Below are 13,226 nucleotides of genomic sequence, written 5' to 3'. Positions count from 1 at the left end.
GTTGAAATAAAAGCCTCAAATGAGGCTTTTATTATTTTTCGACACTGAACTCTTTCGACAGCTGATGAGCTAGGTATTTAAACATGTTAAATACCACTGTAGTCTTCTCGGTTGGTAAGCCATTTTCGTTTAGAAAATAGTTGCCTTTAAATACCAGAACGTCGTCTTTTTCTTCAACACTGTCTGCTCTTAAACCTTCGAAGTACTGCTCGTGGTCTTGAATTAATTGGTTCGCAATTAGTAGCAGTTCAAACTCACTGACGGTTTTTTTATCATTCATTAATGTGTTACCTCATAAAACGAAATCTGAAACTGAATTAACACTGGCAATTAAATTGCCTTGGTAGGCGGTTGTCAACTCAGCACACTGTTTGAGTATTTCTCTGGCAGTGTAATGCTACTTGTGGTCAATTCCATGATCGAAAACAGAAATGGTAGGATTTGTGCAAATGCCACTTTTGTGATTTGCTCCATGTTTAATTCGTTTATAGTCGCGTCTGGGAATCAGTCATTCTAGTATGTGCGGGTTTTTGAACGTAGAAGCACAATTCGTCGATTTGTCGAGCAAATAAAAAGGATTTTAAAAAAACAAGTTGATCTTCTTGTTGTTCGGCTCGATAGTAAAAAAAAGAAGCAACCTTGTAGAGCGCCGTTTGATTGAGCGTTTTCATAGTGATTAAGGGCATTTGAGTCAAATTATGGGTAAATCACTCGTTATAGTGGAATCACCAGCCAAGGCGAAAACAATTAATAAATACCTTGGTAAAGACTTCATTGTTAAGTCTAGTGTCGGTCATGTCCGCGATCTACCAACCGCAGGTCAAAGCACTGCAACAACAGCTGCCAAAAAAGCTGCTGCGGTATCAAAAAATTTAAGCGTAGAAGAAAAAGCTCGCCTTAAAAAAGAGAAAGAGCGCAGCGCCCTAATCAAAAAAATGGGTATTGACCCTTATCATGGTTGGGAAGCGAATTACCAAATTCTGCCAGGTAAAGAAAAAGTTGTAGCAGAGCTACAGAAACTTGCGAAAGATGCTGACCACGTCTATCTCGCAACCGATTTGGACCGCGAGGGAGAGGCTATCGCTTGGCACCTTCGTGAGATCATCGGTGGCGATGAAGAGCGATACAAACGTGTAGTGTTTAACGAAATTACTAAGAATGCTATCCAACAAGCCTTCCAAAAACCTGGAGACTTGAACATGGATGGCGTTAATGCGCAGCAAGCACGCCGTTTTATGGACCGTGTTGTAGGCTTTATGGTTTCTCCACTGTTGTGGAAAAAAGTCGCTCGTGGCCTATCTGCGGGCCGTGTGCAGTCTGTCGCTGTAAAACTGCTTGTAGAGCGCGAACGTGCGATTAAAGCATTTGTTCCTGAAGAGTTTTGGGATATTCACGCAGATACAACGACACCGGCCAAAGAAGCGTTTCGTCTTCAAGTTGCGCAGAAAGATGGCGAAGCTTTCAGACCTACCAATGAAACGGATGCCATGGCATCTGTGGCTGCGTTGCAAAAAGCCGTTTATGAAGTGTGCAAACGTGAAGACCGCCCAACCAGCAGTAAAGCAAGCGCTCCGTTCATAACATCAACACTGCAACAAGCGGCAAGTACGCGCTTAGGCTACGGTGTTAAGAAGACCATGATGTTAGCTCAGCGTCTTTATGAAGCAGGTTACATCACTTATATGCGTACTGACTCAACCAACTTGAGTTCAGAGGCTGTGGATGCGGTTCGCGAATACATCAGTTCTGAGTTTGGTGCGGATTACTTACCTGCCAAAGCGAAAGTTTACGGCAGCAAAGAGGGCGCGCAAGAGGCGCACGAAGCGATTCGCCCTTCCAGTGTAGAAGTAAAAGCTGACGACCTTGAAGGTATGGAAGCGGACGCTCACAAACTGTACGCGCTGATTTGGAACCAGTTTGTGGCTTGTCAGATGACTGACGCCAAATACGATTCAACAACAGTCAGTGTTAAAGCTGCTGAATACACGTTGAAAGCGAAAGGCCGCATTCTGAAGTTCGATGGTTGGACTCGTGTTCAACGCCCACTAGGTAAGAATGAAGACCAAATTCTTCCAGCAGTGAAAGTAGGCGATAAGCTTTCACTTGAGAAGCTGGATCCAAGACAGCAATTTACTAAACCGCCAGCTCGTTATACGGAAGCGGCTTTGGTTAAAGAACTTGAGAAACGTGGTATTGGTCGTCCGTCGACTTACGCTTCAATTATCTCAACCATTCAAGACCGTGGTTATGTAAAAGTTGACCAGCGTCGTTTCTATGCCGAGAAAATGGGCGAAATCGTTACTGACCGTCTAGACGAAAGTTTCGATGACCTGATGAACTACGATTTCACTGCGCGCATGGAAGAGAAGCTGGACCAAATCGCAGTCGGTGAAACCAGCTGGAAAGAGGTTCTAGATAGCTTCTTTAACGATTTCAGCACGGATTTGGAAAAAGCAGAGCAAGATGAAGATCATGGCGGTATGAAACCAAATCATATCGTTGAAACCAGTATTCTTTGCCCTACCTGTTCACGCCCGATGGGAATCCGCACAGCTTCAACAGGTGTGTTCCTAGGTTGTTCTGGCTATGCATTGCCGCCGAAGGAGCGTTGTAAGACAACGATCAACCTTGGTGACGAAGAAGGCATTATCAACGTCCTAGAAGAAGATGTTGAAACGGCGGCTCTTCGTGCGAAGAAACGTTGCCCAATTTGTGAAACGGCAATGGATGCGTACCTGATTGATGATAAGCGTAAGCTGCATGTTTGTGGTAATAACCCGAACTGTGACGGTTACATTGTCGAACAAGGTGAGTTCAAGGTTAAAGGTTACGATGGCCCTGTTGTTGAGTGTGATAAATGTGGCTCAGACATGGTGCTTAAAAATGGTCGTTTTGGTAAGTACATGGGATGTACTAACGAGGAGTGTAAAAACACTCGTAAGATTCTTCGTAATGGTGAAGTTGCTCCACCAAAAGAAGAACCAGTACATTTCCCAGAACTACCATGTGAAAACTCTGACGCCTACTTTGTGCTTCGTGATGGCGCAGCTGGTTTGTTCTTTGCAGCAAGTAACTTCCCTAAATCTCGCGAAACTCGCGCGCCTTTAGTTGAAGAACTGGCTAAATATAAGGAACGCCTTCCAGAGAAATTCCATTATTTGGCGACTGCACCAGAGAAAGATCCTGATGGTCGTCCTGCTGTTGTTCGTTTTAGCCGTAAGACTAAAGAACACTATGTGCGTACAGAGAACGATGGTAAGCCATCAGGCTGGACCGCGCTTTACATTGATGGCAAATGGGACATTACGGATAAGCGTAAAAAATCCTAAATGAATCTTCGGATTTAAATAGAAAAGGGTAGCGAATAGCTACCCTTTTTTCTTTTTTGAAATTGCACGTTTCGCTAACGGGTTATTGTCTGGTTAGTGTAATTAGAATCATCGAACTTGTGCTGAAACTCATACTTTAGAATATTACCCATAACTAATGAACGGGAATGTCATCTTCTACATACTTTCTACTGCTATAAACTTAAGAGCAGATATGTAACTTGTTGCTTTTCCTGTCAGTTCTTTGAAAAAGCATGGCACAGTCTGCAACGCTACCTTGTCCCCCCCCCCAACTAAAAACGCAAGGTAGACGTCAATATAATAAATGGAGAGTTATATATGTTTGGTGTACTAGGAATGATATTGGCTGGCGGCGAAGGATCTCGTCTAATGCCATTAACCGAAACGCGTTCAAAACCCGCGGTGCCTTTCGGTGGCAGCTACCGGTTGATTGATTTTGCCCTAAATAACTTTGTTAACGCAGACTTAATGAGGATCTATGTTCTAACTCAATTCAAATCACAATCCCTTTATATTCACATGAAAAAAGGCTGGAACGTTTCTGGCATTACTAATCGTTTTATCGACATTATTCCTGCACAAATGCGTGATGGTAAACGTTGGTACGAAGGTACGGCCGATGCTATTTATCAGAATATTGTCTTTGTTGAACAATCAGGCGCTGCAGATGTTTGTATTTTTGGCTCTGACCACGTCTACAAAATGGATATTCGTCAAATGTTGGAGTTTCATCTTAAAAAACAAGCAAAGCTGACGGTAGCAGCATTGCGAATGCCAAGAACAGAAGCTTCGAAATTTGGCGTAATAGAAGTGGATAGTGAAGGCCAGATGATTGGCTTCGAAGAGAAGCCTGAGAATCCTAAGCCAATTCCGGGAGACCCAGACTGGTGTTTGGTCTCCATGGGTAACTACATTTTTAAATCGACGGTACTGTGTGATGAGTTGAGAGAAGATGCCGTGAATACAGAGTCAAGCCATGACTTTGGTAAAGACATTATTCCGAAGATGTTTCCCCATGGTGGTGTCTATGTGTATGACTTTTCTCAAAATAAAATCAAAGGAGAGATTGAAACAACCTACTGGCGTGATGTAGGTACGATAGAATCGTATTGGTCGGCACATATGGATCTTCTGTCTAAGAACCCGCCATTCTCTTTGTACAACCGTAGTTGGCCTTTACACACCTACTATCCACCGTTACCACCTGCAACTTTTGTTGATTCTGGTGAGCGTAAGGTTAAAATCACAGACAGTTTAATTTCTGGTGGTAGTTATATCCAAGGATCAACCATTTACAAATCAGTTTTGGGATTTAGAAGCAATATTGCGGCTGGCTCTTTGATTAGTGAATCTGTTATCTTGGGTGATGTGAAAGTAGGGGCGGGTTGCTCAATTAAGCGTGCCATCATCGACAAGCATGTTGAAATCGCCCCCGGTACTGTCATTGGTGAAAATTTAGAATTGGACCGACAACGATTCCATGTATCTGATGACGGAATCGTCGTCATAGCAAAAGGAACGAAAGTTGGATTCTAGAAAGGAACAACTCAATGTGTGGTTTACCGTTTCAGAAGTTCAAGGACTAGTAAAAAGTGGAGGCTTGGCTGATGTAGCCAAGGCTCTGCCAAAAGCCTTGCTGGAACTCGGTCATGAAGTCGCCATTGTTTTACCTGGCTACCGCACGGTACCAGACAAAAACTCATCGCCAGTGATTCTCGAAACAGAACTCACACATTGGCCTCATATTCGTTATCAGGTTCGCCAAACAGAACTGGAAGGCGTACCAATTTATCTTATTGATTGCGATGCCTACTTTGACCGCCCTGAGCTGTATGCAGAGCGTAATCAAGCCTATCACGACAACGGGGAGCGCTTTGGCTTTTTCTCTTCTGCTTGTTTGGATGTGTTACCTAAGTTAGGAATCAAGCCAGACATCATTCATGCCAATGACTGGCATACTGGTCTAGTGCCTTTTCTATTGAAGACTCGCTTCAAAGATGACCCGTATTTCGCTGGTGTGAAAAGCGTCATTACCATCCACAATGCGATGTTTAAAGGTGTATTCTCTCATCATCAACTGGAAGTGATTCCAGAACTCAACCTCACTGGTATGGAATTTCTTGAATATGGTCACGATCATATCAGTATGCTCAAAGCCGGTATTGCATTTGCAGACAAAGTAAACGCGGTAAGTCCGAATTACGCGTCAGAGCTTCTAACTCCTCTTGGCTCTCATGGTTTAGTTGATGACTTTGTGCGCCGTGCCCGTGATTTACATGGCATCGTTAACGGCTGTGATTATAGCGAGTGGAACCCAAGAACGGATACCTACTTGCCTGAAGTCTACTCCGATGACGAGAAATCATTGAAGAAGGGTAAGTTTGCCAGCAAAAAAGTATTGCAAGAAGAGCTACAGCTACCGCAACGTGATGTCCCAATGTTTGGCATGGTATGTCGGCTTACTCACCAGAAAGGTTTTCACTACATTCTTCCTATTTTGGAGAAGTTTCTGCACAACGATGTTCAGTTGGTCATTGTGGGTACAGGGGAGCCAGAAGTGGCTGCTCAGCTGCACAAAATAGCGAGCGCTCACCCTACGCAATTTGCGTTTGTTGAGGCGTACAGCAACCGATATGCACACCTTGTTGAAGCAGGTTCGGATTTCTTCTTAATGCCTTCTGAATTTGAAGCGTGTGGTCTAAACCAAATCTACAGCATGGCGTATGGCACGCTGCCAATCGTACGTGAAGTCGGCGGTCTCAAAGACACGGTATTAGACTATGACAAATACCCTAGCGAAGCGACGGGGTTTGGTTTCCAAGAACCGTCACCAGAGGCTCTGCTTATCACCATGCAACGAGCTCTGCTGTTCTATCTGCAACATCCAGATTTACTGTTAGAAGTTCAGCAACGAGCGATGAGATGTGACTTTAGTTGGCGAGAATCCGCGTTGGAATATGTGAAAATGTATCACTACGCAATTTTTGACTAAAAGTTCACTTGAATAAAAACAGAGCCTTAGCGCTCTGTTTTTGATCTGGTCGACTTTGGAAGACATTTTTTAACAACTCCAATCACCTTGAAAGGTCAGTCTGTGGTAACCTCGTGCCATCTTCTTTGGTTTAAATTAAGTGGTATCAATGCTTCAAAGCATGCTTTTTCATAAAACTTACCATCATCCTACGAGTAAAGAGTGGGTGGTATTTGTTCATGGTGCTGGAGGCAGTTCGGCCATTTGGTTTAAGCAAATTAAAGCGTATAAACAGCACTTCAATTTGCTATTCGTCGATTTGCGTGGTCACGGTAAATCACCCCAGCTTATCAAAGACTTAATCCGCAACAAGTACACGTTTAAGTCAGTGACATTAGATGTGTTACGCGTGCTCGACCACCTAAAGATTCAATCTGCGCATTTTGTTGGAATGTCATTGGGTACCATTATTGTTCGCAACCTTGCAGAGCTTGCCACTGAGCGAGTCAGTTCTATGGTGTTGGGTGGTGCAGTTACCCGTCTAAATGTGCGTTCGCAAATACTGGTGAAGCTCGGACATATAAGTAAGAATTTCGTGCCGTACATGTGGCTCTATCGTCTATTTGCTTACATCGTGATGCCTCAGCGTAGCCAAAAGCAATCTCGCAATTTATTTGTTAGAGAAGCAAAGAAACTCTGCCAGAAGGAGTTTAAGCGCTGGTTTACGCTTGCCGCAGAAATCAATCCAATGATGCGTTGCTTTCGTGACAAAGAGTTACCGATTCCAACCCTATATTTGATGGGGGAGCGTGACTATATGTTTATTCAGCCAGTTAAAGATATGGTTGCTATGCATGAGAAAAGTGAGCTTTGGGAAATTCCCAATTGCGGCCACGTATGTAATATCGAGCAGCCGGAAGTCTTTAACCGCGTTTCTATCGACTTCATCAACAAACAGTTAACGCTGAAAGCGTAGCCGTTCTCTAATTGTTCTCTGAGCCGCAGTTCCAACATAATCCGAACTGTGGTTCGTTTTGTTCCCCACAATGCTCACAACGCCATTCAGGCTCATTTCCGTTTATAGGGTGCAAGTAGTCACGGACAATGGCTTCTGATTGTTTTATGAAGCTGAGGTTCAGCAGCCAGACATAAGGTGATGAAGACTCGTCAAAAGGAATTTCCCCACGAACGCTAAAAAGGGTTTCCCCTCTTACTTCGCAGGGAATGCTTTGCTGACGTAATAATCCGCACACGATATGTGCTTCAGCTGGGTGCTGAGCTATGAATATTTTCATACTACTCGTTGGTGACCGCTCTCTTTTGAAGTTTAGACAGTAACCATTTAGCTATGAAAGGGAATACTCCCAATAAGGCGAAAGAGAGCAACACCGTTGGCGAAACAATGCCTGCAAGTGTCTTTATCTCGGCTAACTGTGTGCCTGCGTTAAGGTAAACAGCCGTACCCGGAAGCATGCCCAGTTGACTCACTAAATAATAGCGAGCGGTTGAAATAGGTGTTAGCCCCATCAGTAGATTGATAAGGAAGAACGGGAACACGGGAATTAGTCTTAGTGTAAAGAGATAGAAAGAGCCGTCTTTTTTCACACCTGTGTTGATCGCGTTGAGCTTGTCACTGAAGCGTTGTTGAACCCAATTTCTAAGTAAGTAACGACTGCTGAGAAAAGCGAGCGTTGCCCCTATGGTGCTTGCAAAAGAGACTAAGGCAAGGCTAAACCAAAAGCCAAACAAAGCGGCTCCGAGTAGAGTGACAACCGCTGCGCCGGGAATGGAAAAGGCGGTAATAACCACATAAGCAACAAAATATATCAGCGCTGAGTAGAGAAGGTTTTGCTCAATGTAGTGAGAAAGGTTTGCTTGTTGAGCTTTTGCATTCTCAAGAGTTAGATATTGGCTAAATTCAATACCGAGAAAAACAACCACAGCGACTAAAACTAAACCCAGTATCAGTTTACGACTCATTAATTACTCCAAAATAGTCGGCTCATTATTATTAAATGTCCTTCATCTATGGTTAATAAGAAAGGGAAAGTCGATTTTTAATTTCAATCTGGGTTCACTTTTCTTAAATACAGAAAGCTTCTGAAAAACAAAAAGCACTCGTAGAGAGTGCTTTTATAAGTAAGGTGAGTTTTTACTCAAAGCTTCTGCATTAACTCGTCACGACGAGATTGAGGAATCACCGACCAGTGTTTACCTTCAATTGCACCTTCTAATGCCCAAAGTAACTCTAAACCAACAGTTGTGTTGTGAGTCTCTTGTACCGCTCTGAACGCGGCGAGTGCACCTTTTTGTTGAAGCATATCAACAGAATCGATGCCTGCTTTTTTCAGCATACGCTCTGTAGCCAGACGCATGTTAGGCAGATCTTTAAGGCGATCGGGTTTCGCTTTCGCTTGAGTTTCACGTTCTTGCTTTGCTGCTTCTAAAGCCTGTTTCGCCTCTTCAATAATCTGCTCTGGGGTTTCCCAAGCATTTTCAGGTAAAGCGAAATATTTTGTAACAACAGGGAAACCACGTTTCTTATAAACGTAAGGTTCATACCCTTGTTGTTGGAAATTTTTTGAGGAGTGATCATCTGCGCGAATGTGCAGTCGGTCGTTAACCACTAGAGCGAACATCGCGTCGTCGATGAAAATGCCGAACCCTCCGAACATAGAACGTGATTTTACACATCCTAGCTGCTCAAAAAGCCGCATTGAGTCTTTTAGTACTGGTTTATCCATGCTGTTAGTCTCGGTGTATTAACTAATACGCCACCAAATTCAGGTCCGAGAGAATAGCAAAAAAATACATGAAGTATGTCAATCAATAGTCAACTCATGTATAGATTTTTGCCATCGGCAACCCCGCTACCTACCAGTGATGAATGAACATCGTTTGGTTTAGGCCGGAGGCTTTGCGTCCCATCCTTTCAAATGGTTTGCCCTGTGCGTGACACTAGACTGAAAATAATAATCAAAAACTTGAATTAGCATCACATTTATGTGCACTAAATGTGATTTTAGTTCAGAAAATGAACTTTATGTTTACTGTTTTTATTACAATCGAAAAATTTTGCGAGAGACTTCTCGCGAGCCCTAGGAAGTTCTAGGGCTCTATTAAGTGTAACTTATTCTTTTGTGAGATCTTTTACTGTATCGCGTTCAACGATTTCTGGATGCATTTCAAAGATACGGCGTTCGTGTTCTTTGTCTTTAATGCGTTCTAGCAGGATTTCGAAAGCGTTTTTACCCACACGACGTTTCGGTTGGTGGATAGTTGTCAGTGGTGGTGAGAAATACTCAGCCAATTCAATGTTGTCGTAACCAATCACGGAAATATCGTCAGGTACACGAACCCCTTTCTGTTGAAGACGAGACATTAGACCCAGCGCCATGGTGTCGTTAAAACAGAACACTGCGGTTGGCATTTTATCCATTGCGATGATCTTATCGGCTGCTAGAACGGCAGTGTCGCACTCAAAGTTGCCTTCTAGAATCCAGTTATCATTTACTTCTAGATTGGCTTCGCCCATCGCGCGACGGAAACCAGCTATTCGTTCCTGGCAAGCCAGTTTGTTTAAATGGCCGCTGAGGCAAGCGATGTCTTTGTGTCCTCTGTCGATAAGGTACTTAGTTGCTAAGTAGCCACCTAGTTCAGAGTTGTCGATAATCTTGTCGGCTTTAGACGCTTCTGGACCCCAGTCCATAATAACTTTTGGAATGTCAGCATGCGCATTAAGCATTTCTGATAGTTCAGGAGTGAAGTCAGAACACATCACCAGAATACCATCGACACGTTTTTCAGCCAGCATTCGAATGTAGTCTCTTTGCTTCTCGTAAATACCACCCGTGTTACACAGAATTAGCGTATAACCTTGTCGGTAACAGTAGCTTTCTACGCCGTCGATAACTTCAGAGAAGAATAGGTTGGTGGATTGAGTAACCAACATACCGATAGTACGTGTTGTATTGCATTTCAAGCTACGTGCTACCGCACTTGGTGCGTAGTTTAGCTCTTTTACTGCTTCAAGAACTTTCTCTTGAGTTGCTTCTGCTACAAAGCGAGTTTTATTAATAACGTGTGATACGGTTGTGGTTGATACGCCTGCTAAGCGAGCAACGTCTTTAATCGTAGCCATAGATTTGTCCTGTTTTGACTGCTGATTTTAGCTAAATTTTATTAGGTCAAACAAACCCGTTTACTGGCCGGATTCAGCAGCGGCGAAGTTGAAAAGCTTCTAGCCTAAAGTCACTAAAACACAAAAACCGCTTTGAAACAGCGGTTTGCGTTTTAAATAATGATTAATCATATTTTTGTTGTTGAGTTTAAACCGCAAACGGTTAGCTCGCAACGACAAATCATAAGCGCAAACTCAACGGTAGTCACAATTCATTGCCTAAAATGAGCTGTCGGCGAGAATCAGTCGCCAGTAAGGTAATGTAAATCAAGTTGTAGAAAAGCAACTAATAATACGGAGATTGAAGAATAAAACCCTAATTTGTCCACACTTGAGCAATGAAGAGAAAATTCTGGCACCCAGCTCAGTAAATGATTACGGATATAGTCTGCTTGAAACTGAAGTGCTTTCTCCATATGCGGCTCTTTTTCCAGTTCATTCGAACGGATAATTAGGTGGCCAAGAAAATCCAACTCGATAGAAAGATGATCATAAGACTCATCTGCCTGTTTCTGTACATGAACGCCATTTTGTTCCATCAGATCCGCAATCGCTTGTGCTGGGGATATATCAACAAGCTTAGATTTATCAAAATAGAGTGAAGCATAGGGTAGTGCAGAATTTTCATCACATTTTGAAAATAGATGATCAAAGCTATTGGCTATTTGAACTTGAGCATCCTGTTGCCTGAGGAGCCGGTCGAGGACAGAGATGAACTTTTGGCTAGGTTCTGCTAAATGCGCATTCTCACCAAGACCTGCTAGGAAGTTATGAATTTCTGGGGAATCATAACGTGATAACTCTTGTGTAGAGAGCTCATGAGTAAACAGACCTGAAAGCCACCAATAAATTTCAGCACGTTTGTCATTGAATGCTTTAATTTCTTTCATCGCTTAGCTCCGGTTCAGCCTTTTTCTAAGTCTAAGCAATAATTGCGCTTTATATGAAATTTACTGATTAATTTGTTTGGAAATTGTGCTGTAAAGATAAGAAAAAACCCGCACTAGGCGGGTCTTAACAGAGTGTGATGATTACGACTGGTTTTGTGTTACGGTTTCTTCATAACCAGCGACATAGTCACGCAGACTCTGCCAAAGCTGACCTAAACTCTCGTGCCAGAATCGCTCGGTTTGTTCCAAATAACGTGCTTTAGGCGTGTACTTTTCCCAAGGTTGCGCGATGTTTACTTGCGCCAGAAAGTTGGTCGGCGCTGGAATGGGGTTTAGCCCAGCCGATTCAAACTCTTTAATTGCTCTTTCCATGTGGCTAGCCGAAGTAACCAATACGAGCTTTCTGTTTTGCACGAAAGCTGCGGCTTGTCTTGCTTCTTCCCATGTATCTTTAGCTGTTTCCAACAACACGATATCGGATTTTGCGACGCCAAGAGCCAAAGCAACACGCGCCAGCATACGAGCATGACTGAACTCACTGCCGCCGGAATAGCCAGAAAGAATCAGTTTAGACCCCGGATACATGCGAACGATGCGTATACCTTCGGCTAAACGCATTAGTGCAGTACGAGAAAGTTCCGATGTAGGCGGTATATCGTCGTCAACAACATGGCCGTTACCTAACACCATTACATAGTCAATTGCCCCTTCCACAGGAAGGAAAGCAGAGTATTGACGCTCCAGTGGCATCAATAAGCGAGTTGATATTGGTTGGAACGAAATAAGGAAAAGACTGGTGAGTGAAAATAAAACGATTAGGCTGCCAGTCTTGCGCTTGGCAGTAAACATAATCAGCATTAAGCCGATGAATCCCACAATCAGCAGTGCTGGCAAGGGCATTAAAAAGGATGAAACAATCTTTTTCAGCTCAAACATAAACAAAATAGTCCGAAAAAACAGCACTTGATAATAAAAAGGAATAAACCCTCTTTATTCCTGCTATTCCTATGACAAAATAGCAGCACGAATTCTTTATCATAACTCAAGCCGCCGTGACAGAAGATCGCAATTTCGACGATATTGCCCACAAATTTGCAAAAAACATCTATGGCTCTGACAAAGGAGAAATCCGCCAAGTCATTGTTTGGGAAGATCTCACACAGATGTTAACAAATTTTGACCAGTCAGAAGCTCCATTGCATGTCCTTGATGCAGGAGGTGGACTCGCGCAGATGTCACAGAAGATCGCCAAACTTGGGCATCGTGTCACCTTGTGTGATCTTTCTTCTGAAATGCTCAATCTAGCCAAACAGGATATTGCCAATCATGGTTTGCTTGATCAATATCGTCTGGTTCATTCTCCTGTGCAAAATATTCAGGAGCATTTGAGTGAACCCGTCGATGTGTTGATGTTTCACGCAGTGATGGAATGGTTGGCAGACCCTAAACCTGCATTGGAAAACTTGTTAGATCAAGTTAAACCGGGAGGGATGGCGTCTATCATGTTCTACAACTATCACGGGTTGGTATATAAAAATGCGGTTTGTGGCAATATTCCTCATGTATTAGAGGGGATGCCGCATCGAAAACGATTCAAGCTCCAACCTCAAACCGGATTACTTCCTACGGAAGTGTACCAATGGATAGAGGACGCAGGGTTTGAGATACAAGGAAAATCGGGTATTCGCTGTTTCAGTGATTATATTGGCAATGTGAAAAACATGGGCGAATACCAATACGATGATGTATTGGCTTTAGAACGAAAATTTTGTCGTCAGGAGCCATACCTCTCATTAGGCCGATACATACATGTATGGGCTAAGAAAAAACAATAA

General features: G+C 43.2%; 12 protein-coding genes and 1 riboswitch. Of the genes, 5 read left to right on the top strand and 7 right to left on the bottom strand.

The annotated features are described in order from the left end of the window. Window positions 1–31 precede the first annotated feature (31 nt). Window positions 32–280: a DUF2498 family protein gene (locus L3V23_RS01065; protein ID WP_102952986.1), complete on the bottom strand. Its 249-nt coding sequence runs from the start codon at window positions 278–280 to the stop codon at window positions 32–34. Window positions 281–698: 418 nt separating this feature from the next. On the opposite strand from L3V23_RS01065, the gene topA reads away from it, so the two are divergent. The 4 genes from topA (at window position 699) to L3V23_RS01045 (ending at window position 7,297) form a co-directional block, all read left to right on the top strand. Next, entirely contained in the window at window positions 699–3,329 is a 2,631-nt protein-coding gene (gene topA, locus L3V23_RS01060) for a type I DNA topoisomerase (protein ID WP_237291802.1), read from the top strand. 339 nt (window positions 3,330–3,668) lie between these two features. Further along, complete coding sequence (glgC, locus tag L3V23_RS01055; protein ID WP_042481987.1) at window positions 3,669–4,886, top strand: glucose-1-phosphate adenylyltransferase; 1,218 nt, start codon at window positions 3,669–3,671, stop codon at window positions 4,884–4,886. Further along, window positions 4,876–6,342: a glycogen synthase GlgA gene (gene glgA, locus L3V23_RS01050; protein WP_237291801.1), complete on the top strand. Its 1,467-nt coding sequence runs from the start codon at window positions 4,876–4,878 to the stop codon at window positions 6,340–6,342. Before glgC ends, glgA begins: the two co-directional genes overlap by 11 nt. Window positions 6,343–6,490: 148 nt before the next feature. Continuing rightward, window positions 6,491–7,297, top strand: coding sequence for an alpha/beta hydrolase (locus L3V23_RS01045; RefSeq protein WP_102952989.1), 807 nt, complete (start codon window positions 6,491–6,493; stop codon window positions 7,295–7,297). A 7-nt stretch (window positions 7,298–7,304) separates the two neighbouring features. Here the strand turns inward: L3V23_RS01045 and L3V23_RS01040 are convergent, their stop codons facing one another. From L3V23_RS01040 to elyC, 6 genes are all read right to left on the bottom strand, one after another. After that, a complete protein-coding gene (locus L3V23_RS01040) occupies window positions 7,305–7,616 on the bottom strand; it encodes a hypothetical protein (protein ID WP_102965980.1) in 312 nt (103 codons plus the stop codon). 1 nt (window position 7,617) lies between these two features. Continuing rightward, a complete protein-coding gene (locus L3V23_RS01035) occupies window positions 7,618–8,301 on the bottom strand; it encodes a TVP38/TMEM64 family protein (protein WP_102965979.1) in 684 nt (227 codons plus the stop codon). A 176-nt stretch (window positions 8,302–8,477) separates the two neighbouring features. Then, window positions 8,478–9,065: a TfoX/Sxy family DNA transformation protein gene (locus L3V23_RS01030; protein ID WP_042481998.1), complete on the bottom strand. Its 588-nt coding sequence runs from the start codon at window positions 9,063–9,065 to the stop codon at window positions 8,478–8,480. A gap of 113 nt (window positions 9,066–9,178) precedes the next feature. Further along, window positions 9,179–9,277, bottom strand: a riboswitch (cyclic di-GMP riboswitch). 174 nt (window positions 9,278–9,451) lie between these two features. Next, window positions 9,452–10,462, bottom strand: a complete 1,011-nt coding sequence (gene purR / locus L3V23_RS01025) for an HTH-type transcriptional repressor PurR (RefSeq protein ID WP_042481999.1) — start codon at window positions 10,460–10,462, stop codon at window positions 9,452–9,454. 281 nt (window positions 10,463–10,743) lie between these two features. Then, entirely contained in the window at window positions 10,744–11,391 is a 648-nt protein-coding gene (gene torD, locus L3V23_RS01020) for a molecular chaperone TorD (protein WP_102963518.1), read from the bottom strand. Window positions 11,392–11,532: 141 nt separating this feature from the next. Next, a complete protein-coding gene (gene elyC, locus L3V23_RS01015; RefSeq protein ID WP_237291800.1) occupies window positions 11,533–12,354 on the bottom strand; it encodes an envelope biogenesis factor ElyC in 822 nt (273 codons plus the stop codon). A gap of 89 nt (window positions 12,355–12,443) precedes the next feature. Here elyC and cmoM point away from each other — a divergent pair, with 89 nt between their 5' ends. Continuing rightward, window positions 12,444–13,226 carry a tRNA uridine 5-oxyacetic acid(34) methyltransferase CmoM gene (cmoM, locus tag L3V23_RS01010; protein WP_102963520.1) on the top strand — a complete coding sequence of 261 codons (783 nt, stop codon included), beginning with the start codon at window positions 12,444–12,446 and terminating at the stop codon, window positions 13,224–13,226.

It is taken from the genome of Vibrio sp. A1-b2 (assembly GCF_021726015.1).
Taxonomy (GTDB): Bacteria; Pseudomonadota; Gammaproteobacteria; order Enterobacterales; family Vibrionaceae; genus Vibrio; species Vibrio diazotrophicus.
The sequence above is the reverse complement of the archived record's forward strand: the minus strand, read 5'-3'. Positions and strand labels throughout refer to the sequence as shown.